Source organism: Streptomyces sp. NPDC031225 (assembly GCF_055570355.1).
Genome location: NZ_JBVIHJ010000016.1, coordinates 186,902 through 211,057, shown reverse-complemented (window position 1 = coordinate 211,057; position 24,156 = coordinate 186,902). Strand labels below are relative to the sequence as shown.

At 69.8% G+C, this 24,156-nt stretch carries 25 protein-coding genes; 9 read left to right on the top strand and 16 right to left on the bottom strand.

Annotation, left to right across the window (positions count from 1 at the left end; genetic code table 11):
* The first annotated feature begins 162 nt into the window (after nucleotides 1-162).
* On the top strand, nucleotides 163-513 hold the full coding sequence (locus ACZ48Z_RS26800; protein ID WP_468738431.1) for a DUF4333 domain-containing protein: 351 nt from the start codon (nucleotides 163-165) through the stop codon (nucleotides 511-513).
* A gap of 60 nt (nucleotides 514-573) precedes the next feature.
* Here the strand turns inward: ACZ48Z_RS26800 and ACZ48Z_RS26795 are convergent, their stop codons facing one another.
* Complete coding sequence (locus ACZ48Z_RS26795) at nucleotides 574-1,059, bottom strand: MarR family winged helix-turn-helix transcriptional regulator (RefSeq protein WP_468738430.1); 486 nt, start codon at nucleotides 1,057-1,059, stop codon at nucleotides 574-576.
* Between the two features lie 83 nt (nucleotides 1,060-1,142).
* Here ACZ48Z_RS26795 and ACZ48Z_RS26790 point away from each other — a divergent pair, with 83 nt between their 5' ends.
* The 3 genes from ACZ48Z_RS26790 (at nucleotide 1,143) to ACZ48Z_RS26780 (ending at nucleotide 3,518) form a co-directional block, all read left to right on the top strand.
* Nucleotides 1,143-2,195: an ABC transporter permease gene (locus tag ACZ48Z_RS26790; protein ID WP_468738429.1), complete on the top strand. Its 1,053-nt coding sequence runs from the start codon at nucleotides 1,143-1,145 to the stop codon at nucleotides 2,193-2,195.
* A gap of 139 nt (nucleotides 2,196-2,334) precedes the next feature.
* On the top strand, nucleotides 2,335-2,796 hold the full coding sequence (locus ACZ48Z_RS26785) for a MarR family winged helix-turn-helix transcriptional regulator (protein WP_359130118.1): 462 nt from the start codon (nucleotides 2,335-2,337) through the stop codon (nucleotides 2,794-2,796).
* A gap of 92 nt (nucleotides 2,797-2,888) precedes the next feature.
* A complete protein-coding gene (locus tag ACZ48Z_RS26780) occupies nucleotides 2,889-3,518 on the top strand; it encodes a TetR/AcrR family transcriptional regulator (protein WP_468738428.1) in 630 nt (209 codons plus the stop codon).
* A gap of 299 nt (nucleotides 3,519-3,817) precedes the next feature.
* Here the strand turns inward: ACZ48Z_RS26780 and ACZ48Z_RS26775 are convergent, their stop codons facing one another.
* From ACZ48Z_RS26775 to ACZ48Z_RS26745, 7 genes are all read right to left on the bottom strand, one after another.
* Nucleotides 3,818-4,375, bottom strand: coding sequence for a hypothetical protein (locus ACZ48Z_RS26775; protein WP_468738427.1), 558 nt, complete (start codon nucleotides 4,373-4,375; stop codon nucleotides 3,818-3,820).
* Nucleotides 4,372-5,670 (bottom strand): O-acetylhomoserine aminocarboxypropyltransferase/cysteine synthase family protein, encoded by a 1,299-nt coding sequence (locus ACZ48Z_RS26770; RefSeq protein WP_468738426.1) that lies wholly within the window; start codon nucleotides 5,668-5,670, stop codon nucleotides 4,372-4,374. Before ACZ48Z_RS26770 ends, ACZ48Z_RS26775 begins: the two co-directional genes overlap by 4 nt.
* Entirely contained in the window at nucleotides 5,667-6,707 is a 1,041-nt protein-coding gene (locus tag ACZ48Z_RS26765) for an isopenicillin N synthase family dioxygenase (protein ID WP_468738425.1), read from the bottom strand. Before ACZ48Z_RS26765 ends, ACZ48Z_RS26770 begins: the two co-directional genes overlap by 4 nt.
* Nucleotides 6,708-6,847: 140 nt before the next feature.
* Complete coding sequence (locus ACZ48Z_RS26760) at nucleotides 6,848-6,976, bottom strand: hypothetical protein (protein ID WP_468738465.1); 129 nt, start codon at nucleotides 6,974-6,976, stop codon at nucleotides 6,848-6,850.
* Nucleotides 6,945-7,253, bottom strand: coding sequence for a DUF6059 family protein (locus ACZ48Z_RS26755; protein ID WP_468738463.1), 309 nt, complete (start codon nucleotides 7,251-7,253; stop codon nucleotides 6,945-6,947). Before ACZ48Z_RS26755 ends, ACZ48Z_RS26760 begins: the two co-directional genes overlap by 32 nt.
* Before the next feature lie 138 nt (nucleotides 7,254-7,391).
* Entirely contained in the window at nucleotides 7,392-8,660 is a 1,269-nt protein-coding gene (locus ACZ48Z_RS26750; RefSeq protein WP_468738424.1) for a sulfite oxidase, read from the bottom strand.
* 557 nt (nucleotides 8,661-9,217) lie between these two features.
* On the bottom strand, nucleotides 9,218-10,870 hold the full coding sequence (locus ACZ48Z_RS26745; protein ID WP_468738423.1) for a rhamnogalacturonan lyase B N-terminal domain-containing protein: 1,653 nt from the start codon (nucleotides 10,868-10,870) through the stop codon (nucleotides 9,218-9,220).
* A gap of 329 nt (nucleotides 10,871-11,199) precedes the next feature.
* On the opposite strand from ACZ48Z_RS26745, the gene ACZ48Z_RS26740 reads away from it, so the two are divergent.
* The 5 genes from ACZ48Z_RS26740 to ACZ48Z_RS26720 all read left to right on the top strand — a co-directional run bounded on the left by ACZ48Z_RS26740 (nucleotide 11,200) and on the right by ACZ48Z_RS26720 (nucleotide 15,798).
* The gene (locus ACZ48Z_RS26740) at nucleotides 11,200-11,769 is read left to right on the top strand and encodes a helix-turn-helix domain-containing protein (RefSeq protein ID WP_468738422.1); all 570 of its coding nucleotides are present in this window, start codon (nucleotides 11,200-11,202) and stop codon (nucleotides 11,767-11,769) included.
* Between the two features lie 628 nt (nucleotides 11,770-12,397).
* Complete coding sequence (locus ACZ48Z_RS26735; RefSeq protein WP_468738421.1) at nucleotides 12,398-13,759, top strand: bifunctional o-acetylhomoserine/o-acetylserine sulfhydrylase; 1,362 nt, start codon at nucleotides 12,398-12,400, stop codon at nucleotides 13,757-13,759.
* Complete coding sequence (gene metX, locus ACZ48Z_RS26730; RefSeq protein WP_468738462.1) at nucleotides 13,756-14,907, top strand: homoserine O-acetyltransferase MetX; 1,152 nt, start codon at nucleotides 13,756-13,758, stop codon at nucleotides 14,905-14,907. Before ACZ48Z_RS26735 ends, metX begins: the two co-directional genes overlap by 4 nt.
* A gap of 50 nt (nucleotides 14,908-14,957) precedes the next feature.
* Entirely contained in the window at nucleotides 14,958-15,182 is a 225-nt protein-coding gene (locus tag ACZ48Z_RS26725; RefSeq protein ID WP_468738420.1) for a hypothetical protein, read from the top strand.
* 16 nt (nucleotides 15,183-15,198) lie between these two features.
* A complete protein-coding gene (locus ACZ48Z_RS26720) occupies nucleotides 15,199-15,798 on the top strand; it encodes a P-loop nucleotide/nucleoside kinase family protein (RefSeq protein WP_468738461.1) in 600 nt (199 codons plus the stop codon).
* Here the strand turns inward: ACZ48Z_RS26720 and ACZ48Z_RS26715 are convergent.
* The 8 genes from ACZ48Z_RS26715 to ACZ48Z_RS26680 all read right to left on the bottom strand — a co-directional run bounded on the left by ACZ48Z_RS26715 (nucleotide 15,777) and on the right by ACZ48Z_RS26680 (nucleotide 23,850).
* Nucleotides 15,777-16,925 carry an LLM class flavin-dependent oxidoreductase gene (locus tag ACZ48Z_RS26715; RefSeq protein ID WP_468738419.1) on the bottom strand — a complete coding sequence of 383 codons (1,149 nt, stop codon included), beginning with the start codon at nucleotides 16,923-16,925 and terminating at the stop codon, nucleotides 15,777-15,779. The two genes, ACZ48Z_RS26720 and ACZ48Z_RS26715, sit on opposite strands and share 22 nt — an antisense overlap.
* 326 nt (nucleotides 16,926-17,251) lie before the next feature.
* Nucleotides 17,252-18,064 carry an ABC transporter permease gene (locus tag ACZ48Z_RS26710; protein WP_468738418.1) on the bottom strand — a complete coding sequence of 271 codons (813 nt, stop codon included), beginning with the start codon at nucleotides 18,062-18,064 and terminating at the stop codon, nucleotides 17,252-17,254.
* Entirely contained in the window at nucleotides 18,061-18,885 is an 825-nt protein-coding gene (locus ACZ48Z_RS26705; RefSeq protein WP_468738417.1) for an ABC transporter ATP-binding protein, read from the bottom strand. Before ACZ48Z_RS26705 ends, ACZ48Z_RS26710 begins: the two co-directional genes overlap by 4 nt.
* Entirely contained in the window at nucleotides 18,878-20,203 is a 1,326-nt protein-coding gene (locus tag ACZ48Z_RS26700) for an LLM class flavin-dependent oxidoreductase (RefSeq protein ID WP_468738416.1), read from the bottom strand. Before ACZ48Z_RS26700 ends, ACZ48Z_RS26705 begins: the two co-directional genes overlap by 8 nt.
* Complete coding sequence (locus ACZ48Z_RS26695) at nucleotides 20,200-21,255, bottom strand: aliphatic sulfonate ABC transporter substrate-binding protein (RefSeq protein ID WP_468738415.1); 1,056 nt, start codon at nucleotides 21,253-21,255, stop codon at nucleotides 20,200-20,202. The genes ACZ48Z_RS26700 and ACZ48Z_RS26695 overlap by 4 nt, the downstream gene beginning before the upstream one ends.
* Before the next feature lie 80 nt (nucleotides 21,256-21,335).
* The gene (locus ACZ48Z_RS26690) at nucleotides 21,336-22,067 is read right to left on the bottom strand and encodes an ABC transporter ATP-binding protein (RefSeq protein ID WP_468738414.1); all 732 of its coding nucleotides are present in this window, start codon (nucleotides 22,065-22,067) and stop codon (nucleotides 21,336-21,338) included.
* Nucleotides 22,064-22,957 (bottom strand): ABC transporter permease, encoded by an 894-nt coding sequence (locus ACZ48Z_RS26685; RefSeq protein WP_468738413.1) that lies wholly within the window; start codon nucleotides 22,955-22,957, stop codon nucleotides 22,064-22,066. Before ACZ48Z_RS26685 ends, ACZ48Z_RS26690 begins: the two co-directional genes overlap by 4 nt.
* Nucleotides 22,954-23,850 (bottom strand): TauD/TfdA dioxygenase family protein, encoded by an 897-nt coding sequence (locus ACZ48Z_RS26680; RefSeq protein ID WP_468738412.1) that lies wholly within the window; start codon nucleotides 23,848-23,850, stop codon nucleotides 22,954-22,956. The genes ACZ48Z_RS26685 and ACZ48Z_RS26680 overlap by 4 nt, the downstream gene beginning before the upstream one ends.
* Nucleotides 23,851-24,156: the final 306 nt, after the last annotated feature.

Genomic DNA, 24,156 nt, shown 5'->3' with positions numbered 1-24,156 from the left:
CGGTACGCGACCGCCGGCTGCCGCCGGCCTGACCCGTGAATCGGCCTGTGGGCCGACCCCGGTCGCACACTGTCGGCCGACGGGCCGAAGCGCAGCCGCCGTCCGGCGAGCGACTCTCCTGGTGACAGCCTCACCGCAGCAAGCGCATCGCAGGAGAGAAACATGAAATACGTCGCTGTGTCCCTGGTGACCGCCACCGTCGTGGCCGTGGGCGGATTCGCTTTCGTGGCCGTACCGCGGCTGCTGAGCACGGAGTCGACCAGCACCGTCGGTTCCACCGGGGCCGTGAGCCGTACGGAGGTCGAGAAGCAGGTCCGCGAGAACTACTCCCTGCCGCTCGTCCAGGAGAAGCCGAAATCCGTCAGTTGTGCCGGAGGTCTCAAGGCGTGGCAGCGCGACTCCGTCGAGTGCACTGTGGTGTCCGAGAACGGGAAGCGGCAGCAGATCATGGTGTCCGTGACCAAGGCCAACGGGAACAGCGTCTCGTACGACTACGCGGTGCTGGAGCAGTAGGAGTGGCGTCGTCTGACCCTCGCCCGGATGCCGACTCGGCGCGTCGGCTCTTCCGGACGGTCACGCCGTGCCGGGGCCCGCACCACGCAGGTCCAACGGTGGCAGGGCATCGGGATTGAGCTCGGCAAGCACGCGGAGCAGCAGGGAGTGAATGACTGCCCGCTCAGCGGGGGCCAGGGTCGCCAGCGCTTCTCCGTCAAGTCGTTCCACCGCCTCCCGCGCCAGATCGGCGAGCTTCGCGCCGTCGCCGGTGATGGTCAGCTGGACGGTTCTACGGTTCGAAGGGGGATCGTGGCGCGCGAGGAGGCCGCGGTCCACCAGTGCGTTGACAGCGGCGCCCATGGACTGGGGCGTGAAGCCGGTCCTGCGCGCGATCTCCGCCGCGGAGGTTCCCGGCGTCCAGCCGACGTGCTGCAACGCGTTGTGCTGCGCCGCCGTGAGGTCGAGCGAACGCAACGCTCTCTCAAGCCGCGTTCCCATCACGTGGACCATCTGCCACGCCAGGTAGCCCATGCGTGTGGACGGATCTGCGTGTGTGCGGCTCATGAGCGGCTCCGACAGTAAGGTACCTGATATTTCTATGGTACAACTATAAGGCACCTTGCAATAGAGACGGAGAGCCCTCCCCCATGTCCACATCACCCACCACTTCCGCCGAGGCGCGCCATGCGCCCCATCACCACGCGATGGACACCGCTCCGGCGCCGCAAGGTGCCACCGGAGTGAAGGGAGTTCTGCTACCGGTCGCGATCGTGCTGGTCATCGGCTCGATCTTCGTCAGCGTGTTTCTGGCCGCCTTTCACTCCCCCCGGCCGCACGACCTTCCGGTCGCCGTCGTCGGGACGACCCAACGGCTCGAGCAGGTCACCGGAGGGCTGGAGCTCGGTCTGTCCGGCGGATTCGAGGTGAAGCGCTATCCCGACGAGAACGCGGCCCGACGCGCGCTGCAGGACCGCAAGGTGTACGCCGCCTATGTCACCGGCTCCGGGAACTCCGCCACGCTGCTGTACGCCGGAGCCAACGGCCCTTCGGTGACCTCGACGGTCACCGGCGCCTTTTCCGGTGTCGCCAAGGCGAACAGCGACCGGCTGACCATACGCGACGTCGTGCCGGCCTCGGCGGGCGATACCCGCGGCATGTCGGTGTTCTACGCCGGGTTCGGCGTCGTGCTGGCCGGCTTCCTGTTCGGCATGATGACCTACCAGATGGCTCCGCGACTGGAGTACCGGTGGAGGCTTGCCAGTCTGGCCTCCTTCAGCGTCCTCGCCGGCGTCCTCGTTGCGGCGATGGCCGGAAGCCTCGGCTTCGCGGCACTGCCCGGGCCCTTCCTGGGCATTGCGGGGGTCATCGCGCTGATGGCCGCGGCCGTCGGCAGTGCGACCATGATGTTCATGCGTGTCTTCGGCCGGGCCGGGATGTCGCTGGCCGCCGTGGTCCTGCTGACCTTCGGCAACAGCACGAGCGGTGGCACGCTGCCCGCCGCCTACCTGCCGGAATGGCTGCATCCGCTCTCGGAGGTCCTCCCGGTGGGAGTCGGCGTACGGGCCGTCCAGGGCTTGTCCCACTTCAACAACGACGGTCTGACCACGGGTATCGCTGTCCTGGTGGTGTGGATCCTCGTCGCCGCCGTGGTGCTCTTCTGGCTTGATGCCCGCGGCCCCCGCCGCGCAGCCGTCGCCTGACCCGGCTCCCGCCCTGCCCATTCCCAGGCACCGTCCGTGGGGAACGCGAGCGGAATTGGTCCATGACAGAGAGAGGCGGCAGGTCTGTCCGGTAACGTCCCCGGCGAGCAGCACACCTCGCTCTCGTAGACTGACGGCCGTGACCGACGCCGCGTTCCCCACCACCGGATACCTCGCCTGGCAGTTCTCCCAGATCATCGCCGGACGGCTGGAGCGGGCACTGCGCGCGGAAGACCTCACGCTGGCGCAGCACAACGCTCTGCAGCAGGTCCTCTGGACGCCGGGGGTGTCCGCCGCCGAGATCGCGCGCCGTTCGGGCATCACGGCCCAGTCCATGGGAGCCGCAGTGAGCCAGCTCGTCGAGCGAGGACTACTACGACGTGAGCCGCACCCGACCAGCCGCCGCAGCATGCGGCTGCTCGCGACCGCCGAAGGAGACGCGACCGCCGCTCGTGCCGCTTCGATCGCCCGGCGAATCGAACGGGAGACGACCTCACCACTCTCCCCGGACGACAAGGACAGCATTCACCGTCTGCTCTACCGTTTGGTCGAGGAACTGAACCCCGATGCCCTCGCCATCGACAGGCGCTCCTTGAACTAGCCCTGCAGCCCTGGCTGTCCAGCGGATGCCGCTGTCGGCTCCGCCGCGGCGATGTGAGAACGAGACATGGAGAGGCTGAGCGACGGAAAGCCATGACCCGTGCCGAGAGCCGTCCGCCGTCGAACGGATCCATGCGCGGTCGCCCGCGCAGCGAAGCCGTGGAACAGGCCATCATGGAGGGAGTAATGAACCTCCTGGAGGACGGTGTTCCACTGGGTGATCTCTCCGTCGCGCGCATCGCCCGCACCGCCGGCGTCGGCAAAGCGGCCATCTACCGCCGCTGGAGCGACAAGGAGGATCTGTTCGTCGACGTCATACGCGCTGCCGAGTCCGCCGTACCCGAACTCCCCGGCACCTCGATGCGGGACGACCTCGTCGTTCTCCTGGAGTCATTGCGCCAACGCAGCCTGGTCAGCCGCTTGTCGGCGATCCTGCACAACGCCCACGCCCAGACGAGGAACAGCCCGAAGATATGGGCGGCCTACCATGCCGGCGTGATCACTCCCCGGCGTGACCTCGGACTGGCGATCCTCAGTCGAGGCCGGACGAACGGGGAACTCCGTACGGACATCGACCTGGAACTGGCTGTCGAAATGTTCGTCGCTCCTCTGCTCATCCGCTCGTTCGTCGGCCCCGACCCCGACCTCCCGGACGGACTGGCCGAGCAGATTGTCGACACCGTGCTCCATGGCCTACGGCCCGTCAGCTCCCCAAGCGCTTGATCAGGATGGGCCGCCTGAGCGGTGTGAAGGCCTGAGTCCAGGGGCCGCGGCAGCACCCACGGTGCTGTGACTGACCGTTGACCAGTACGTACCCCGAGGCGGCGACATGGACAGACCTCCGGCGACCGTTGCGGACGTCTCTCTCCCGGCGTCCCAGCGCGAGTGACTTTCCCGACCCTCCCCCCACCCCCCAGACCCCCAGCCTGCAACTTCACGATTCGCACCACTCAGTGGGCGACGGCTTCGTCTGCGGCAGTTAGCTCAACTTGTGGAACCCACGACCCACGGCATCGCTGAACTCAGTGCCGAACCCTCAGCACGGCCTTCCCTGTGTTCTCGCCCGCTTCCAGCAAACGCTGAGCCTTCGCTGCGTCGGCCAGGTCGTACTCGGCAATGGTGAGGTTGTCGCGGCGGGCGTCCTCGTAGATCTGCTGCTGGGCGGTGTGCGACTGGTTGGAGACGGGGAGTTCGGGCAGCGGGCCGTCGAGCGGGTAGGGGCTGAGGTCGAAGCCGCCGAGCCAGTAGGAGAGGTCGGCCAACGCGACCTGCGGGGGGAGGAGTTCGGTGAGCCGGGCGAGTTTGTCGCGGGCCTCGGATTCGATGGTGGCGGGGAGGACCTTGAGGTGGTCGGGGTCGCGACCGGGGGCGGCGGCGCGCTCCATGATCTCGGCGTGGAACTCCTGCGCGCGGAAGACATCGCCCTCGAAGGAGTCCGACAACCCCGTCACCACGTCGTGGAACTCCTCGGCGTGGTCGAGGTGGGCGTCGAGGCTGGCGAGGACTGTGGCGGCGAGCCGGACGGCGGTGCTGCGGCGCGTGGCGGATCCTGCTCCCCGGGTGCGTGCGGCGGAGTTCATACGGCGGCGGCTCTCAAGCCCGTTTCGAGGTCGGCGATCAGGTCGTCGACGCCTTCGATGCCGACCGAGAGCCGCACCAGGCCGGGCGTGACCCCGGCCGCGGCCTGCTGCCGGGGATCCAGCTGGGCGTGGGTGGTGGAGGCGGGGTGGATGACGAGGCTGCGTACGTCACCGATGTTCGCGAGATGGCTGAACAGCCGGACCCCTTCGACGAAGCGCCGACCCGCCTCCAGGCCACCCGCGAGTTCGAAGGCGAGGACCGCTCCGGCGCCCCGCGGCAGATAGCGCTTGGCCTGCGTCTGCCAGGGGCTGGAAGGAAGCGAGGCGTAGTGCACTCGCGTCACCTGGGGCTGGTCCTCCAGCCACGCGGCGAGCGACTGGGCGTTGGTCACGTGCCGTTCGATGCGCAGGCTGAGCGTCTCCATACCCTGGAGGAGCAGGAAGCTGTTGAACGGCGAGACGGCTGGTCCCAGATCCCGGACCAGTCGGGTGCGCAGCCGCAGTGCGTAGGCGAGGCCGAGGTCGGAGAAGGAGTCCCAGAAGGACAGCTCGTTGTACGTCGGGTCCGGACCGGTCAGCCCCGGCCACCGGTCCGGGTCGGCGCCGAAGTCGAAGCGCCCGCTGTCCACGACGACCCCACCGATGCCGGTGCCGTGTCCGGAGAGGAACTTGGTGGTGGAGTGCACCACGATGTCGGCGCCGTGCTCGAACGGGCGCAGCAGGTAAGGCGTGAGCACCGTGTTGTCGACGACCAGCGGCACGCCGACCTCGTGGGCGATGTGGGCCACCGCCTCGATGTCGAGGACGTTGCCGCGCGGGTTGCCGATGGTCTCACCGAAGAACGCCTTCGTGGTGGGACGAACGGAGGTGTACCAGGCGCCGAGGTCGTCCGGGTCGTCGACGAAGGTGACATCGATGCCGAAGTCCGCGAACGTGTGCTCCAGGAGGGTGCGGGTGCCGCCGTAGAGGGACGACGAAGCGACGATGTGGTCGCCCACGCGCGCCAGGTTGAGCAGGGCGAGAGCCGTCGCGGCCTGTCCGCTGGCCATCGCGACCGCGGCCGAACCGCCTTCCAGGGCTGCGATCCGATCCTCGACCACGGCGGTGGTCGGGTTCGACAGCCGGGTGTAGGCGTGGGTGGTCAGGTCGGCCAGTTCGAAGGCCGCGGCGGCGTGCGCGGTGTCCCGGAAGACGTAGCTGGTGGCCTGGTGGATCGGCACCGCCCGGGCGCCGGTCGCGGGATCGGGGACGGCACCGGCATGCACCTGGCGGGTCTCGAAGGCCCAGTTGCTCATCGGTTCTCGTCCTCTCGCTTCGCCAGGACGTCCGACCACCAGCGCTCGGCGACCCGGGGATGCGAGCGGAGCCAGCCGACGACCGCGTTCTCGCCGAAGGCGGCGAGGAGGGGGTTGTCCGGGTCGTCGGTGACACCACGGCTCAGCGCCGCCAGTTTCTCGGGGAGGTGCAGTGGCTTGACGACCGCGTCCAGGCGCGGGCCGAGGAAGAAGGGGATCGAGTAGCGGTGAACGCCCGACTGCGGGCTGACGACCCGGTGTTGAGTGGCTTTCAGGTAGCCCTGGGTGGCGATCTCCAACATCTCGCCGATGTTGACCACGAAGGCGTCGGGGACGGGCGTCGCGTCGATCCATGTGCCGTCCTCGCGCTGCACCTGGAGGCCGCCGACCTCGTCCTGCTGGAGCAGCGCGAGGTAGCCGTAGTCCTTGTGCGCGCCCACGCCCTGGTCGGCGTCCTCGGCAGCTCGCGGAGGATAGTGCACGATCTTCACGTGCACGGCAGCCTCGTCATCGAACCACTGGTCGAAGTAACCCTCGTCCTGACCCAGTGCTGCCGCGAGCGCGCGCAGCACCTCACGGCTCACCCGCAGCGCCTCCGCCTGCCAACGCAGCACGATGTCCCGCAACTCCGGTAGCGCGGACGGCCATTGGTTGGGGCCGATCAGACGCAGGTAGTCGGGATCGTCCGGGCCGGTCTCGAGCGCCGACCGCTCCGGGCCGATGTCGATCTGCTCGCGCCAGTCGGAGCTGCCCGCCGTGTATTCGGTCCCGGTGCGCGTATAGCCCCGGAACTGCGGCGAGTTGAGGTTCTCGATCTCCAGACGCTGCTCCTCCGGCAAGGCGAAGAAACGGCGGGCCGCGCTCAGCGCCTCGTCCCGCAGTGCTGCGGGGACGCCGTGCCCGGTGACGTAGAAGAAGCCCACCTCGTGGGCGGCGGAACGGAGTTCGGCGAGGAAGACATCACGGTCAGCTGCTTCGGCGTACGGGGCGCGGAAGCTGGAGATGTCGATGACGGGCAGGGCTGTGGGCTGGGCCATGGGGGGTCCTTCACGGCAGTGCGGACGCGCGCACCCCGCAACTACGCCTGTATGGCGGCTGGTTGAGGGCGCGAGAAGGCTGCGGGCATCAAGAGAGGCGCGAGATCGCGAGCCGTCGGACGGCGATCAGCGATTGGTGATCAGCAACAGACCTGGTCGAACTGGTCGGCGCGGCGGCTCACCCAGAACGGGTCGAGCAGCACCGTGTATGCCGGGCCGGTGGTCTCCATGGCCGGATCAAAGCACACCCGGAAAGATGCGTCCACCATGCGTCCCAGCGCGTGAGACGGCCTTCCGACATGTTCGACCTTGACACTCGCAGGGACGGCCGACGCAGTGAGTGCGGCGAGCGGGCGAGGTGCCTGGTTCCCGTGCCGCACTGGTCAGGCCTTCAGGCCGAGGGCCGAGGGCCGACCAGAGTTGCCGTTCCGCATCCGTGAGCGGGATATGGGCGGCGAGGCACTCCGGATGGCCGGGCGGCGGCCCCGTCGGCCCTTCCCTGACCGGCGACTCGGGCAGCGGAAGCCCCCACAGGCAGCAGCCCATCGCGAGGAGTCCCGGCGTCCAGCGGGCGAACACGTCACCCCACCCGGCGTGCGTGCTTCACCGCAGCGGTGCGGCGGCAGGTCGGCGAACGGCGGCACTGCAGAGCTCCGCCGCATCCAGGAGGCCGGCCCAGCAGCGTCAGACCACGGTCACCGGGTGTCGCACCACCGCGTCGAACAGATAGCCCTGCGTGTTGAACACGGCGGTGTCCGGCTGGGTGCGGCCCGCCGTGTCCGTGGCGCGGGCCAGCAAGTGCGTCGGGCCGGGCGCGCCGGGCGTCCATGGGAGGGACCAGCGCGTCCACGTGCCGGAACGCGGCCGGTCGTGCAGTCGGGCCCGCCGCCAGCTCGTCCCGCCGTCGGTGCTGACGGTGACCCGCGTGACGGCGCCCGCACCCGACCAGGACCGTCCGTGCAGCACCTGGTCCTCCCCCGCCGGAAAGGTCGCGCCGCTCGGCAGCTCGAAGGCGCTCTTGATCGTCTGCCGGGTCAGCGGCGCACTGCCCTGCTGCGGGTGGGCGGGGCCGAACAGGCGGTAGAAGGTGGTGTTCCACGGCGAGTACAGCGGCTGTGCCGACACCTCGATGTCACCGACCCACTTGATCGACGCGATCCCCACCCATGAGGGCACGAGAACCCGCACCGGAAAGCCGTGGTCGTACGGCAGCGGCTCACCGTTCATCTCGTACGCGAGGAGCACGTCGTCCAGCGCCTTGGCCAGGGGCAGCGCACGGCGCACCCTGCCCAGGCTCTCGCCACCGCTGACGTACTCGGCATCCAGGCCACGGGGCTGCACGTCCACGGCGTACGGCGACAGCCCGGCCCTGCGCAGTACGTCGGACAGACGCACCCCGCGCCAGCGCGCCACGCCGACAGCGCCCAGCGTCCAGGCGGTGCCGGTGACCGTCTCCCCCTGCTGCGTCGTGTAATAGCTGCGGCCGTTTCCGGCGCACTCGACGAACGCGGTGCGGGTGACGGCGGGCAGGGCCCGTAGATCGTCGTACCCGAACTCCACCGGCCTGTCCTCGGCGGGTGTGCCGCGCAGCCCGTCACCCCACAGTCTCAGCCGCCAGTCGGCGGCGTCCAGGACGGGCGTCGCCGTGTGGTTGCGGACGAAGAACAGTTCGTTGGGGGTGTGATGACCGGTTCCGCGCAGCGCCTCCCAGCGGGTCTCGGCGTTGGTACCGCGCTGGATGAACCACTCGGGCGGCAACGGCTTGACGATCGGCGAGTCGGCGGCGCGAGCGGGACTGGTCGTGGGGAGCGCGGTGGTGGCGGCGGTCGCGGCGAGCAATGTGAGCAGCCGGCGCCGTGTGACCCCCTCCGCTCTGGCCTCCCCGGCGAGCCACTGGCGCAGCCTGCGGCGGTCGTAGGCGATCTCGTGGGGGGCCGAGCCGGCAGCGGACATGGCAGTCCTCGTCATGCGTAGGGGGAGAAGGGCGCGGTCACAACGCGGCGCGTGCCGATGCGCAAGGGGGCCGTCCTGGACAGGTCCACGGATACCCACGGTGCATGTGCGACGCGGCCGTCGGAGAGGAGAACCGGGAGAAGAGCGATCAGCCGAGGAACGGACACAGCGCGGCGGCCACGCGGACGAGGTCCACGGCGCGGCGACGGGTCAGAGGCTCCAGCGGAGGCATGACGGCATGCAAGCATGGGATATGGCGCGTGTCAACGACCTTGCTGTGCAAGGCTGTTGGAGCGAGCACATGGCAGAAAGGCGTGTCGAGACCATGTATGCGCATCCTCACCTGCGAGCGCCGTGCCGCCGCCGGTAGGAGTCGGTCATCGCGGTCACGTGAGTATTCGGCCCGTCCGAAACCCGTCGAACCGACCAGCAGGAAACCATTCTCGGTAACGGCATGCACGCTGCCGATGACCACGTCGGTGGCGGCGGTTGGGTCAGGGGTGGTGACCCGGCGAAGTCCGGTGCACCACGCCCCCGGCCCGCGGCGAAGGCCCCGCTCAGGCCAGCAGGTCGATCGCGTCGAAGGACAGGCTGGGGCTGAGGTACCCCCCGCCACCGGCCGACCCGCTGTTCACGTCGACCCGCAGCGTGTTGGTCCCGCTGACCAGTGCGGAGGACGGTACGACGTACTCGTAGGTGTGATTGTTGCCTCGGTAGCTGCCGACGGTGAGCGTGCGTGTGGTCGGCTCGGTCGCGGCGGACGGGAGCGCGGACGTCCAGGTGCCGTTGACGGTGATCTGGGGCCGGCCGCCCGCCTTCGCGGAGGTGGTGCCGATGCGCAGGGTGCGGTCGGCCGCGGCCTGGGCCGCGGTCAGGGAGAAGGAGACCAGCAGGCCGTTGTTGATCTCCTTGAACTGGTAGGCGGGCCAGTCCGCGGCCGTGGACGTGCCGATGACGTACGTGCCCGTCGCCCAGGCGCCGGCGCGCGAGTCGGAGGGGTGGGCGTGGGTGACGAGGGAGGCGTTGCGGAATCCGGAGGGGGTGCCGTTCCAGTCGCCGATGCGCCAGATGGCGGCGTCGGAGCTGGGGTCGGCCGTGATCGTGCGGGTGTGGACGGTGGTGGCCGTGCCCGCAGTCACCGTCACGCTCTCGGTGTGGACGGCGAGTTCGCCCTTGTAGACGGTGAGCGTGTAGGTGCCGGGCAGCACGCCCGCGATGCCGTACTTCCCGGTGGCGGCGTCCACCGTGGTCCAGTACTGGGCGTCGGCGTTGGACAGTCCGACGACGTACGGATAGGCGGTGTCGCGGCCCGCCACACCGTTGCCGACGACGCGACCCCGGCCGCCGGCGGCCGTCCAGCCGGTGAGGCCGAGGGCGTCGACCCAGGCGGTGTTGTTCCGCCCGGCCACGGCGGTGGTCGGTGCCGAGCCGTCGGTGAAGGCGAGGGCGTACGGTCCGTGCAGGCCGTAGCGCTGAGCCTCGGTCTGCGTCTCGGCGTAGTAGAGGTGCTCGTACAGGCCGTACCCGCTCTCGTTGCCGTGGCGCAGCAGCTGGCGGATGAACGGACCGCCGGAGTCCTTCTCCTTGTTGGAGCGGACGACCCAGATGCCGAGCGAGGCCGCGGTGAAGCCGACGTAGTCGTAGTCGACGGTCCGCAGGTTCGCGTAGTGCTTGGCGCGGGTGGTGCCGTCGGCCTTCTGGAAGATGTCGGCGGACTCGATGACCGTGTCGGAGTTGGACCACGTGTCGGACGAAGTCAGCGGGAAGAGGCCGGGGTTGAGGCGCGCTATGTAGCGGCTGGCAGTGACGGAGTCGTCGGCCTTGTAGGTGAAGAGGTAGATGTTGTCCTCTCCGCTGCGGGCCGCGTAGTAGTGGATGAGCGTGCCGTGGGTGACGGTGATGAGCACGACCCCGGACGACGGCTGGGAGATCGTCACGGTCGAGGCGCCGAGGCCGGTCTCGACCTGGGAGTTCTTGCCGTCGTAGCCCTGGTACTCGGTGCCCTTGTAGACGAAGGAGACCAGGTCGCCGTTGGTGTGGTTGACCTTGAAGACGAGGTTCGCGCCGGTGTTCACGACGTAGTTGGTGCCGTCGTCGCTCCAGCCGAAACCCGTCGCGGCCCGCGCCAGGCCGGGAGCGGTGAGCGCGAGGGCGGCTCCTGCGGTGCCGACGATGAAGGCGCGGCGAGGCAGACCACTGACGTGCGACATGGGGAAGCTCCTGGGGGGTTACGAGTGATGATCACCAGCGTGCGGGGAACTGGAGGGCGTGCGCGACGGGCGGCGGCGGATCGCCACGTGGATGTCATACGGCGTCACATTCCGTCTCACATGACGGGATTCGACGGCTCAGCCGACCGAGTGTGAACTTTTCATGCCATCCGACCAGCGGCCTCGACGCCTTCCGGAACGCCTGGGACAGCCGCTCCCCCGGCGACCGGCGGCAGGGGCTCGCTGTCCACGTGATCGCGCTGTTCGGAGAGCGCCCCGCTCCTGGTGCCGACGGGCTTCCCGGGATCTGTAGCATCCGGTGCAAGGACGTGGCGACGGGCGCATTGCCTCGAGGGCTCGGGCTGGTGGAGCGGGTGGTCCGTGGAGAGCTCGACAGCCGAGGGGGACCCGGTGTGGTCCGGCTGGCGGAGGACAGCGGGCTGGACAAGGGGCAGGCGTCGCGGCTGCTGCGGGATCTGGTCGACACCGGGACACTCGCCCGGGACGGCCACGAGTTCCGCGCCGGGGCGGATCTGCTGGCCGTCGCGGCCGAGGCCGGGCCGTGGGGTGCGGAGAGCCGGGCGCTGCTGCGGGAGTTGGTGGTCCGGTTCGGGGCGTGTGCGTACGTGGACGTGCTCTGTGGGGCGATGGTGCTCTCGGTGCGGGCCGAGCTGGCGGCCTGGGCCGAGTTCTCCTGGGCGTGGGCGGGGCGGCTGACGCCGGTCTGGTGCACGGGGGCGGGGCGGGCGCTGCTCTTCGGCCACTCGCGCCAGGAGGTCGCACAACTCCTCGGTGGCGAGGACTTCATCGGGGCGGGCGGCCCCTACGCACCGCGGACCGTGGACGAGTTGCTGGCGCGGGTCACCGCGGACGCCGGGCGCGGGGTCGCGGGATCCTGATCGCGGACGCGACAGCGGACGGCGAAGCCCTCCACCGACGCCGACGCCGCGGCCGCGGCCCGCCGGAGCTCGGGCTCGGTCGGCGGCGTGGATCTGTGCGAGGTCGCCCTGTGCAGCTCACCTTCGCCTCGTCCGCCGAGCACCCTGTACTTCACCAAGAAGTAGGCCGCAGATGAGGACCGCAGCGAGCCGGCCGGTGTCCCCGACGAGCAGTGCTTCGCGAGCAAGCTGCAGCTCGCGGCGGACGCGCTCCGCGCCGCCGGGCGGCAGGCATATCCGCCTCGTTCATTCCTGGGAGATGAGGTCGACGCCGGGCGGGAGTTGCGTACCGCCCGGCGTTCCAGCTGGTGTCGAGTGCTTTGCCCTGGTGCGCGGCCACCCCCATGTGGTTACCTGACCTCATGACCGTGCTCGTGACCCACCGCCACGTTGACTACGGGCGTGTCACCACCATGTGTTGTTCTGCCGTGAGCTGAGTCCTCGCTCCGGTCTCCGGACAGCTTTCCCCACCGCACAGGGCCAACCGCCACCCGCGTTCCGGGCGCGACCGTCAGCCCTGTCGTTCCTTCGCGCCTTCCCGTCTGCCGCACCTCCGGCATCTCCGCCTTCCGCACAAGGGAGCTCCACCATGAGCCAGCCCATCGACTCCGTCACCGCCGGCCACACCCCTGAGGAAACGTCCGCCGGGCCCGACACCTCGGCCTGGTCGTTCGAGACCAAGCAGATCCACGCCGGGGCCGCCCCTGACCCGACCACCGGCGCCCGGGCGACGCCCATCTACCAGACGACGTCGTTCGTGTTCCGGGACACCCAGCACGCCGCCGACCTGTTCTCGCTGGCCGAGCCCGGCAACATCTACACCCGCATCCACAACCCCACCCAGGACGTCTTCGAGCAGCGCATCGCCGCCCTGGAGGGTGGGGTCGCGGCCGTGGCACTCTCCTCCGGGCAGGCCGCGGAGACACTGGCGATCCTGACGCTCGCGAGCTCCGGCGACCACATCGTCTCCAGTACGTCGCTGTACGGCGGCACGTACAACCTGTTCCGGCACACTCTGCCGAAGTTCGGCATCGAGGTGTCCTTCGTCGACGACCCGGACGACGTCGATGCCTGGCGGGCGGCGATCCGGCCGAACACCAAGGCGTTGTTCGCGGAGACGCTGGGCAATCCGCGCGGCAACGTGCTCGACGTACGGGCGGTCGCCGACGCCGCTCACGAAGCGGGCGTGCCACTGATCGTGGACAACACGGTCCCCACTCCCTATCTCCTGCGGCCCATCGAGCACGGTGCGGACATCGTCGTCCACTCGGCGACCAAGTTCCTGGGCGGGCACGGCACAACCATCGCCGGTGTGGTTGTCGACGGCGGCACCTTCGACTTCGGGGCACATGCCGAGCGGTTCCCGGACTTCACCGAGCCCGACCCCAGCTACCACGGGCTGCAGTACTGGCCGGCGCTCGGCCCGGGTGCCTTCGCCGTCAAGCTCCGGGTGCAGCTGCTGCGCGACCTCGGACCGGCCCTCTCCCCGCACTCCGCCTTCCTGCTGCTCCAGGGCGTGGAAACGCTCAGCCTGCGCATCGAACGGCATTCCGCCAACGCCCAGGCCCTGGCCGAATGGCTGGAACAGCGGGACGAGGTCGCCGCCGTCCACTACCCGGGGCTGGAGTCCAGCACGTGGTACGAGGCGGGGCAGAAGTACCTGCCGCGCGGCGCCGGTGCCGTGATCTCCTTCGAGCTGCGGGACGGTGTCGAGGCGGGCAAGCGGTTCGTGGACGCCGTGGAACTCTTCAGCCACCTCGCCAACATCGGTGATGTGCGCAGCCTCATCATCCACCCCGCGTCCACCACGCACAGCCAGCTCGACGAGGAACAGCTGGCGGCCACCGGCACCTCCCCCGGCCTGGTCCGCCTGTCGGTCGGCATCGAGAACCTCGCCGACCTCAAGGCCGACCTGGAGGCAGGGTTCCGCGCGGCGAAGGGCGCGTCCTGAACACCGTACTGCCGCCGTCCGAGGTCTCCCTCCCGCCGGCCTCAGGGGCCTGGCGGGAGGGGGACCCGCCCGGACGCCGCCAGTGGTACGAGCGCGACAGGCCGCTCCCCCTGGAGGCGGGCGGTGAACTTCCGGGCGTGCGGCTCTCGTTCGAGACGTGGGGGCGGCTCGCTGCCGACCGCTCCAACGCGGTGCTCGTGCTGCACGCCCTGACCGGTGACAGCCACGTCATCGGGCCCGTCGAACCCGGGCACCCCACCCCCGGCTGGTGGGACGGTCTCATCGGCCCCGGGCGCGCGCTCGACACCGACCGCTGGTTCGTCGTGGCTCCGAACGTGCTCGGCGGCTGCCAGGGCAGCACCGGACCCTCGTCCCTCACACCGGATGGACGCCGCTGGGGTGGCAGCTTTCCCTACCTGACACAACGTGACCAGGTGGCCGCCGAGGCGGACTTGGCCCACGCTCTGGCCATCGACCGATGGGCACTCGTCGTCGGTGGGTCGATGGGCGGGATGCGCGCGCTGGAGTGGGCCGTGTCGCATCCGGAACGGACGCGGGCCCTCCTCCTGCTCGCCACGACCGCCGCGGCGAGCGCGGAGCAGATCGCCTGGGCGAACATCCAGCTCCATGCCATCCGCGGCGACCCGCGCTGGCGCGGCGGCGACTACCACGATGCCGGCCCCGGACTCGGCCCGCACACAGGACTCGGCCTCGCCCGTCGCCTCGCCCACGTCACCTACCGCAGCGAGCCGGAGCTACAGGTCCGCTTCGGCCGTACGCCTCAGGGCACGGAAGATCCCCGGAACGGCGGCCGGTACCAGGTCGAGTCCTACCTCGATCACCACGCCGCCAAGCTCGTGCGCCGCTTCGACGCGGGCAGCTACGTCACCCTGGCAGAGGCCATGAACAGTCACGACATCGGTCGCGGCCGGGGCGGCACGCGTGCCGCCCTGAGCCGTGTGACGGCCCGGACCCTCGTTGCGGGCGTCGACTCGGATCGCCTTTATCCGCTGCGCCAGCAAGCGGAGTTGGCGGCCGGGATCCCCACGGCGGATCAGGTCCGGGTGGTCGAATCCCCGTACGGTCACGACGGCTTCCTCATCGAGGTGGAACAAGTCGCCGCACTCGTGAGCGAACTCGTCGACTAGAACGCGCGGGGTGGCCATGCCCTCGCCCTCCGTTCCACGCCGTCGGCCCGATGACGCCGCGCGGCGAAGCGGTGGTCCTGGGCGTGGCCATGAATCTCCTCGCGCCCGCGGTCCGGCGGCATGGCTGGAAGCCCACCAGCGCTCTGACGCGCATCTGGGCCTGCAAGCACCGCCGTTCCGGGTCCGTTTCGCGGGCGGTCCGCGACCTGTACGAGTTCTTCGTGCGCAACTCCAAGGCGTACGGCGCCTCTTCGCGACGGCTTTCGAAGGGATGATCCTTTGCTCATCGTCATGGGCGGCCTGCCGGGCACCGGCAAGACCACGCTCGCCCGTCTCCTGGCGGCCCGGATCGGTGCGGTCCATCTGCGGGTCGACACCATCGAGCAGGGCGATCGTCCGTTCCGGGCTGGCCCGGCACCCGGTCGGTCCCGTGGGCTACGTCGTCGGATACGCCCTGGCCGAGGAACATCTGCGGCACGGGCTGACCGTGATCGCCGAATCGGTCAATCCGCTGAGCGTGACGCGCGACGCCTGGCGGGACACGGCCGTCAGGGCGGGCGTGACCGTCGTCGAGGTGGAGGTGGTGTGTTCGGATCCGGCGGAGCACAGGCACCGCGTGACCTCGCGGTCGGTCGACATTCCGGACCTGCCGCTACCGGACTGGCAGCAGGTCGTCGGCAGGGAGTACGAGCCGTGGGGCCGGGAGCACGTCATCGTCGACACCGCGGGCCAGAGCCCGCGGCAGTCGCTGGCTCGGCTCCTGCGCGGCCTCCGACCAGCCTGACCACTACCGCACGGCGTACGCGGCGGCTCGGCCAACTCGGCGCGTGTGCCGGCGACTCAAGCACTCACCGCCGGGACGCCGAGCGTCAGCTCGGCTGGAAGGAGTGACCCCGTCGGCGCCATTCCTCCGCGAGGAGCTCGTACGAGCGGACCCGGTCCGTGTGGTCGTGCGTGATCGTCGTGATGAGCAACTCGTCCGCTCCCGTGGCCTCCTGCAGTTGCTCCAGCTGGTCGGCCACCCGGCCCGGCGAGCCGACGAACTGGGTGTCGAGGCGGTCCTGGACGAGGGCACGGTCCTCGTCGGTCCATATGTGGGCGCGCGCCTCCTCCGGCGTCGGGAACTGGATGGCTCCCTCGGCGGTACGGATGCTGCGCACCCACAGACCGTAGCCGGTGGCGAGTTCACGGGCCGTCGCGTCGTCCTCGGCGACGACGACGTCCGCCGAGACGCTGACGTACGGCTTCTCAAGGAACTCGGAGGGCTGGAAGAAGAACCGGTAGCCCTCCACCGCCTCCAGGACCGTGGCCGGACTGACGTGGTAGTTCGCCGCGAACCGCAAACCGTTGCGGCCCGCGACCGAGGCACTCTGACCACCGCTGCTGCCCAGGATCCACACCTCCACGTCAGCTCCCTCCCCCGGCACGACGTGCGCCTCGACACCCTCCGGTGAGCGGTAGATGCCCGCCAGCAGACCGAGGATGTCGCCGATCTGGTCGTCGTAGTCCTGCGACTCGGCCCCCGGCAGCAGGAGCAGCCTGCGCTGCAGCGCGATACGGGGTGAGCCGAGCAGGTACTCGAAGGAGAAGCGCGGTGGGATCAGCAGGCCGTTCGGGGCACGACCGTCGACGACCGGGGTCGCCGTCGGCAACGGTTCGGCCGGCTGCCCCGGCGGGCGGCCGCCCGAGCGGCCCAGGCCCAGATCGAAGCGGCCCGGGTGCAGCGCGTCGAGCAGACCGAATTCCTCCACGGTGGAGAGCGCCGTGCGGTGCCCGAGCTGCACGGCCCCGGCGCCGAGCCGGATGGTGGAGGTGGCGGACGCGGTCAGCGCCAGGACGACGGCGGGTGACGTGCCGGCCACGCCGGGATTGAGGTGGTGCTCGGCGAACCAGTAGCGGGCATATCCGAAGCGCTCGGCCTGCTGTGCGAGGTCGATGGAGTTGCGCAGGGCATCGGCTACCGTCGAGCCGGACGGGATCGGGACCAGGTCGAGGATGCCGAGGGAGACGTCGGACACGGGCGGACTCCTGAGTGGTCGGTGGTGCCTGAAGTACGCGGCCCCAGACGAACGGCGGATCCGGGATCTCCCGGCGCAGCACGGGGGCGGTCTCGGCCTGGAACAGCGCGAGCGAGGCACGGTGTGGGACTCCGTCAGCCCGCTCGCGTCTGCATGCAGGGGGACCATGTTCGTGGTGACGGTGCACCGTGTCGATGATGGCCTGTTGCGGCGGCCGATCAGAGCGGAGCGCCCGCGAGGACGCCGCCGATCGCCAACACTGCGGCGGGCAGGGCCTGTTCGGGTTCGGTGCTCGTCATACCGTTGCGGTCCTTCCTGTGCGGGGTTCAGGGCTTGAGGCGGCCGGTGGCGAACATCGTTGCCGACCAGGCGGTCATCGTCGCCGCCAGAGCCCAGACCACGGCGAGGGCCCAGCCGGCGCTGACGTCGCCTTGGCCGAGGAACCCGATCCGTTCGACCTGGACCAACCAGAAGACGGGGTCGAGGTGGCTCATGTAGTTCCAGAACGGCGGTAGTTGGCGGATCGAGTAGAAGACGCCGCCGAGGAAGCCCAGCGGCAGCAGGATGATCGACTCCATGGAGTAGACGTGGTCGAGGGACCTGGCGTGGCCGCCCGCGATCACACCGACCTGCGCGGCGACCAGGAGCACCCCTAGCGTGCCGAACAGCAGGACCACGGGGCGGGCGGGGGCACTGCCGTGGGTGAGAGGCAGGGCCACCGCCAGGACACCCGCACCCACGACGACGCCTCGGGCGACACCGGCGCCCACCAGTGCCGCGTTGATCTCCCACCATCTGAGCGGGCTCGCGAACACGTCGTTGATGTACTGGTCCCTGCGGGCCTCGAACAGGCTGGTCGTCCCGTTGAAGAAGCCGACGTTGACGATCGCCTGGGCGAAGAGGCCGGGCACGATGAAGCTGCCGTAGCCGACGCCGTCGATCGTGTCGACGTGCGAACCGAGAGCGGATCCGAAGACCACGACGAACAGCACGGTCGACAGCACCGGGCCGACGATGCTGTAGCGCCAGATCGTGAGGAAGCGCAGGACCTCGCGCTCCAGGAACCACAGGAACGGTGAGCGCTCCGCCCGGAAGGACTCGTCGTACGCCGGGAGGACCGGTGTCCCGGTGCCGCTCACGAGGCCAACTCCTTCGCCGTGATCACCCGTTCGTAGACCTCCGCGATGTCCCGGGCCGCGTGCCGCTCCCGGAGCGAGGCGGCGGAGCCGCGGTCGACGATCCGGCCCGCTCGCAGCAGCGCGATCTCGTCGCACAGGGTCTCCGCCTCCTCCAGGTAGTGCGTCGTCAGCAGGACCGTGGTGCCGGCCGCGTTGAGGCCCTTGACGACGCGCCAGATCTCCGAGCGCAGTTCGACGTCGACGCCGGCCGTCGGCTCGTCGAGGATGAGCAGGCGGGGACGGTGCATGAGCGCCCGCGCGAGGACGAGGCGCCGTTGCATACCGCCCGAGAGTTCGTAGGCGCGCACGTCGGCCTTGTCGTCCAGGCGGAACAGGGCGAGCAGTTCGTCCGCGCGCCGGGCGGCCGCCTTCCTGCCGATGCCGTGGTATCCCGCGTGGTAGACCAGGATCTGCCGGATGGACAGGAACCGGTCGACGTTGATCTCCTGCGCGGCAAGACCCAGCAGTCTGCGGGCCTGACGGCTGCGGTGGTCGTGCCCGAAGACGGAGAGGGTGCCGGCGCTGGGGCGCACGGTGTTGCAGACCGAGCCGATGAGCGTGCTCTTCCCTGCGCCGTTCGGGCCGAGCAGCCCGAAGAACGCGCCATCGGGTATCTCCAGGTCGAGCCCGGCCACCGCGGTGAAGCCGTCCTCGTATGTCTTGCGCAGGCCCTCGACCCGCAGCGCGGGCGGACTCCAGCCGCTTCGGGACGTGGCAGCGGCGGGAGTCGCCAGTGGACCGGCCACATGAAGCGGGCCGGGCTCGGAAAGCGGGTCAGCCATGGAACTGGTTCGCGGGCACCGGGAGCCCGTAGTGCTCGCGGAGTGTCGTGCCTTCGTACTCCTCGCGGAACAGCCCTTTGCCGCGCAGGATCGGCAGTACGTGTTCGACGAAGGCCGCCAGGCCCGACGGCAGCGCGGGGGCCATGATGTTGAAGCCGTCCGCGGCACCGCCCTCGAACCAGGCGATGATCGTGTCCGCCACCTGCTCGGGGGTGCCGATGAACTCGAAGTGACCGCGGCCGCCCCCGAGCCGCGAGATGACCTGCCGGACCGTCAGCCGCTCGCGCACCGCGAGATCGATGATCAGGTCGGAACGGCTCTGCGAGCCCTCCAGCTTCGGCCTGGCCAGGATGAACTCCGGTAGCGGCTGGTCGAGTTCGAAGACCGACGGCTCGGTCTCGAACACCGCGGCCAGCTGGCGCAGCCCGTACTCCGGGACGCGCAGCTCGTCGAACTGCCGCGCGAGCGCCTGGGCCTCTTCCTCGGTCGAGCCGATGTACGGGACGATGCCCGGCAGGACGATGACGCCGTCCGGGTCGCGTCCCGCGGCCCTGGTCCGTGCCTTGATGTCGGCGTAGAAACCGGCCGCGCGCTCGTATGTCGTGTGGGCGGTGAAGATCGCCTCGGCGTGGCGGGCCGCGAAGTCCTTGCCGTCCTCGGAGGAGCCGGCCTGGACGAGGAGCGGGTAACCCTGCGGCGGGCGCTCGACGTTGAGGGGGCCGGCCACCTTGAAGTGCGCGCCCTCATGGCCGAGTCTGTGCAGCCGCGCGGGGTCGGCGTAGCGTCCGGTGGCCTTGTCCGCGACGACGGCCTCGGATTCCCAGCTGTCCCACAGCGCCTTGGCGACCTTCAGGAACTCGTCGGCCCGGGCGTAGCGTTCGGCGTGGTCGGGTCGGTTGTCGAGGCCGAAGTTGGCGGCCTCGTCGGCCCCGGCCGAGGTGACGATGTTCCAGCCGGCCCGGCCGCCGCTGACGTGGTCGACCGAGGCGAGTCGGCGGGCCAGGTTGTACGGCTCGTTGTACGTCGACGAGACGGTCGCGATGAGGCCGATCCTGCTGGTCGCCTGGGACAGCGCGGTCAGCAGGGTCAGCGGTTCGAGCTGGCCCGGGGGACGGAACTCGCCGGTGCCGATGAGGGCCGGGCCGTCCGCGAGGAACAGCGAGTCGAACTTGGCGCTCTCCGCCAGCTGGGCCAGTTCGATCCAGTGCCGCAGGTCGAAGTCCGCCCGGGGATTGCTGTGCGGGAGCCGCCACGCCGCCTCGTGGTGACCCGCTTCCATGAGGAAGGCGTTGAGGTGCAGCCGCCGTCTCCCGCTCATGAGGTGACCTTCAGCTTCGAGCTGTCGTAACCGGGCGGGAGGAGGGTGTCGACGATCGACTTGACGTCGACCTTCTTGGTGATCTGCCCGGCCTCCAGGAAGACGTCGGCGAGCTTCTGCTCCAGTTCGATGTCCGACTGCTCCACCGGGGTCACCCGGTTCGAGTAGGCGGCCAGGGACGCCTTGGCGTCGGCGAGCGGGATGCCCTGCTCCTTCGAGAGCGCCTGCGCGTACTTGTCGGGGTTCTTGACTCCCCAGGCGAACTCTTGCGACAGCCGCTTCAGGACGTCCGTGAGCGCGGCACGCTTGGTCTTGTCACTCAGCGACTTGTCGGTCGCCACGTAGTAGCTGCTGGTCTGGTCGACCGGCGGGAGGCCCTTCACCAGGATCCGGGCGCCGTTCTTGACCGCGATCGCCGACTGCGGGTTCCAGATCGACCAGGCGTCCACCTTGCCGGTGTTGAACGCCGTCGCGCTGGCCGCCGGGTCGAGGAAGACCAGCTTCGCGTCCTTGGGGCCCAGGCCGACGCTCTTGAGCGCGTTCAGGGCCAGACCGTGTGCCGAGCTGCCCTGCGGGACCGCGATCTTCTTGCCCTTGAGGTCGGCGGCCGTCCTCAGCTTCGAGCCCTTGGGCACGATGATGTTCTCCACGGCCTGGTCGGGCGTGAGCGAGCGGTTGACGGCGACGACCTTGAAGCCGTACTCCTTCGCGGCACCGGTGATCGGCGGTACGTCGCCGACGCTGCCGAGGTCGATGTCGCCCGACGCGGCGGCCTGCACGAGCGGCGGGCCGTAGGTGAAGCGGGCGAACTTCACCTTGTAGGGCGCGTTGTCGAACACGCCGGTGATCTTCGCCAGTTCCTGGCTGCCGTCACCGCCGTTGTCGCCGATGGTGAAGGTGTACTTGCTCCACTCGGGGTGCCCCGCGTCGCTCGCGTCCGCGGCGTTGCTCAGCGGCGCGGCGGTGTCCGAGGAGGATCCGCAGGCGACGAGGGTGCTCGCGAGGGCGAGCGAGCCGACGGCGCCGATGAGTCCGGTCGTTGTTCTTCGCATGGTGACGGTGCTTTCTGTGCAGGGTGAAGGTGTTCGGGGAGGTCAGTGGTGGCCGGGGAGGTCAGTGGTGGCCGGCGAGGTCAGTGGTGGCCGGCGAGGCCGAGGTCAGCCAGGAGTCGGGCACGGAGTTCCTCGCGTGCGACGCTCGCCTCACGGTCCGCGGCGGAGAGGCTGACCGTGTGCGAGCTGCCGATGCGGCCGTTGCTCATGACGACGATGCGGTCCGCCAGGGCGACCGCCTCGTCGACGTCGTGGGTGACGAGCAGCATGGCCGCGTGGTGCTTGCTGCGCAGTGCGCGTACGAGGTCGTGCATGCGCAGCCGGGTGATCGCGTCGAGGGCGGCGAACGGCTCGTCGAGCAGGACGAGTTCGGGCTCGGAGACCAGCGCGCGGGCAAGTGACACCCGCTGGGCCTCGCCGCCGGAGAGCTCCTTGGGCCATGCCTTCTCGCGGCCCGCGAGGCCGACTTCGGCGAGCACGTCGCGGGCCCGCTGCTCCGCGTCGGCACCGTGCAGGCCGAGGGTGACGTTGCGCAGCACCCGCTGCCATGGCAGCAGCCGGTCGGCCTGGAAGACGATCGCACGCCGTGCCGGGACCTCCACGCGCCCGCCGTCGGGCCGGTCCAGTCCGGCGAGCAGACGCAGCAGGGTGCTCTTGCCGCAGCCGGAGGGGCCGAGCAGGATCACCAACTCCTCGTCGGCGATGGTGAGGTCGAGGTGGTCGAGCACGACCCGGTCACCGAACTGACGGACCACCTGCTCGACGACGACCCCGGTCTGCCGACGGGGCTCGGTCGTGATCGTGCTGCTCATGACGCCTCATAACTGGGTCGCCACCGCAGCAGCACCCGCTCGAGAGCCCGGACGAACTGGTCGGCGATCAGACCGAGGAGCGAGTAGATCACCAGCCCCACGAAGACCTGGTTGGTCTGGAGATACGTCTGCCCCTGCGTGATGAGGAAGCCAAGTCCCTTGTCCGCGTTGACCGTTTCGGCGGCGACCAGGCCCAGGACGCTGTAGGCGAGGGAGAACCGGAGGCCGACGAGGAACCCCGGCAGGGCTCCGGGCACCAGCACGCGCGTCACCAGGCGCCACGTTCCCGCGCCCGTGGTGCGCGCCATCTCGATCAGCCGCTGGTCGACGCCCCGGATCGCGGCGAACAGGTTGAGATACATCGGGACACCGGCACCGAAGGAGATCAGCAGCACCTTCGTGAGTTCGTCGATGCCGAACCACACGATCATCAGCGGCAGCACCGCGAGCAGGGGGATGGTGTTGAGCACCTGCACGAGGCCGTTGAACAGGTACTCGCCGCTGCGCAGCAGCCCGCCGAGTACCCCGGTGACGATGCCCACGGTCAGACCGATCGCGAGACCGATCCCGGCCCGCTGCAGCGAGATGGCCAAGTCCGGCCCGAGGACGCCCTGTTGCCACAGATCGGCGGCGGATTTCACGATCGACGTCGGCGCGGGGGCGTAGGTCTTCGACACCGCTCCGGCCCGGGCGAGGAATTCCCAGGCGAGGAGGATCACGACCGGGGTCGTGTAGATGCCCAGCGGCCAGCGCAGGCGCTCGCGGAGTGTGCTGAGCGGCGTCCGGCCGCGGGCGTCACGCGGCAGGAACACCTCGCGTTCCCGCACGCTCGCCGTCTCGGCACCCGGGGCCTTGGTGACGGCCGGCGCCTTGATGCTGAGCTCGGTCACGCCGCCACCGCCAGCACGCTGCTGTAGTGCGAGGCGTCGCCGACGAGCTGCTCGCTGCGGCGGCCGTCGACACCGGTCGGTACCTCTCCCGCGATCGTCACCCGGTTGAGGCGGCGCGGGTGGTCGTCGTAGTTGTCCACCGCGTAGTGCTGGGTGATCCGGTTGTCGAAGATCAGCAGCTGGTTCGGGGACCAGGTCCAGCTCAGGATGTTCTCCGGACGGGTCACGTACGACTGGAGGATGCGCAGCAGATCGGCCGAGTCGCTGCTCGACAGCCCGACGATCCGCTTGGCGAACCCGCCGATGAACAGCCCGCGTTCGCCGGTGAGCGGATGGACGCGCACGACCGGGTGCTCGGCCTCGTAGGGCGTCGCGACGAAGGCCCGGTCGTACTCCTGTCGCTGTGCCGTCGTGGCTGCGGAGCGCGCGTAGTCGTACTGGTTGGTGTGCACGACCCGCAGCGTGTCCGCGAGGGAGCGCAGCGCCTCGGGCAGGTCCCGGTAGGCCGCGGCGGCGTTGGCGATGAGCGTCTGGCCGCCGTAGGGCGTGGTCACGATGGACCGGAGCGTGGTGAGCTGTGGCGGGTTGACCACGAAGGTGACGTCCGTGTGCCACTCGTTGGCCTTGGACGTCGCGCTGTCGACGGCGAGGACATTCGTCGTGCCGTCGGCGGCCGGCACGTTCGGGTGGGCGGTGGTGAGGTCGCCGAACCACCCGGCCACACGCTCCTGACCGGCGTTGTCGAGGTCGACGTCGGCGAAGACGATCGCCTTGTGCTCGTTGAGGGCGTCACGCAGCGCCGTGACCGTCGAGTAAGCGGGCGGCGCCGCGAGGTCGACGCCCTCGACGACCGCGCCGATGCGTCCGGTGAGCTTTCGGATGGACAAAGTCATGAGGGGGTCCCTCCCGGGCAGATGGGCACGCCAAGGGGTGCTGGGGAACGGGGAGTCGAGTGCAGGGGGGTGATGCTGCGCAGGACTGGTCGACCACGCGGAACACCGGACTCGGACGGCCGGAGAGAGGACGCGTGGTCGCAGGACCGCTGCAGCCGCGTTCTCAGCGACCGCGTCGGCGTACGCGAACAGGCTCCCGGCTCATACGAGAAGGAAATGAGAGGAGAGGGGAGCCCTCAGGAGGTGGATACGACGATCCCTTGCCGCGTCAGCGACAACAAAACGCGCTGGAGACGTGCGCCAGGT

What these genes read in the sequence shown, in the direction of transcription:
- ACZ48Z_RS26720 (WP_468738461.1), top strand. Translation starts at nt 15,199, where the DNA reads ATGGGCGGCCTGCCGGGCACCGGCAAGACCACGCTCGCCCGTCTCCTG.
- ACZ48Z_RS26795 (WP_468738430.1), bottom strand. Translation starts at nt 1,059, where the DNA reads ATGAGCCGCACACACGCAGATCCGTCCACACGCATGGGCTACCTGGCG.
- ACZ48Z_RS26800 (WP_468738431.1), top strand. Translation starts at nt 163, where the DNA reads ATGAAATACGTCGCTGTGTCCCTGGTGACCGCCACCGTCGTGGCCGTG.
- ACZ48Z_RS26775 (WP_468738427.1), bottom strand. Translation starts at nt 4,375, where the DNA reads ATGAACTCCGCCGCACGCACCCGGGGAGCAGGATCCGCCACGCGCCGC.
- ACZ48Z_RS26695 (WP_468738415.1), bottom strand. Translation starts at nt 21,255, where the DNA reads ATGCGAAGAACAACGACCGGACTCATCGGCGCCGTCGGCTCGCTCGCC.
- ACZ48Z_RS26750 (WP_468738424.1), bottom strand. Translation starts at nt 8,660, where the DNA reads ATGTCCGCTGCCGGCTCGGCCCCCCACGAGATCGCCTACGACCGCCGC.
- ACZ48Z_RS26780 (WP_468738428.1), top strand. Translation starts at nt 2,889, where the DNA reads ATGACCCGTGCCGAGAGCCGTCCGCCGTCGAACGGATCCATGCGCGGT.
- ACZ48Z_RS26765 (WP_468738425.1), bottom strand. Translation starts at nt 6,707, where the DNA reads ATGGCCCAGCCCACAGCCCTGCCCGTCATCGACATCTCCAGCTTCCGC.
- ACZ48Z_RS26755 (WP_468738463.1), bottom strand. Translation starts at nt 7,253, where the DNA reads ATGGGCTGCTGCCTGTGGGGGCTTCCGCTGCCCGAGTCGCCGGTCAGG.
- ACZ48Z_RS26790 (WP_468738429.1), top strand. Translation starts at nt 1,143, where the DNA reads ATGTCCACATCACCCACCACTTCCGCCGAGGCGCGCCATGCGCCCCAT.
- ACZ48Z_RS26705 (WP_468738417.1), bottom strand. Translation starts at nt 18,885, where the DNA reads ATGGCTGACCCGCTTTCCGAGCCCGGCCCGCTTCATGTGGCCGGTCCA.
- ACZ48Z_RS26760 (WP_468738465.1), bottom strand. Translation starts at nt 6,976, where the DNA reads ATGGTGGACGCATCTTTCCGGGTGTGCTTTGATCCGGCCATGGAGACC.
- ACZ48Z_RS26770 (WP_468738426.1), bottom strand. Translation starts at nt 5,670, where the DNA reads ATGAGCAACTGGGCCTTCGAGACCCGCCAGGTGCATGCCGGTGCCGTC.
- ACZ48Z_RS26745 (WP_468738423.1), bottom strand. Translation starts at nt 10,870, where the DNA reads ATGTCGCACGTCAGTGGTCTGCCTCGCCGCGCCTTCATCGTCGGCACC.
- ACZ48Z_RS26680 (WP_468738412.1), bottom strand. Translation starts at nt 23,850, where the DNA reads ATGACTTTGTCCATCCGAAAGCTCACCGGACGCATCGGCGCGGTCGTC.
- ACZ48Z_RS26700 (WP_468738416.1), bottom strand. Translation starts at nt 20,203, where the DNA reads ATGAGCGGGAGACGGCGGCTGCACCTCAACGCCTTCCTCATGGAAGCG.
- ACZ48Z_RS26690 (WP_468738414.1), bottom strand. Translation starts at nt 22,067, where the DNA reads ATGAGCAGCACGATCACGACCGAGCCCCGTCGGCAGACCGGGGTCGTC.
- ACZ48Z_RS26735 (WP_468738421.1), top strand. Translation starts at nt 12,398, where the DNA reads ATGAGCCAGCCCATCGACTCCGTCACCGCCGGCCACACCCCTGAGGAA.
- ACZ48Z_RS26725 (WP_468738420.1), top strand. Translation starts at nt 14,958, where the DNA reads ATGACGCCGCGCGGCGAAGCGGTGGTCCTGGGCGTGGCCATGAATCTC.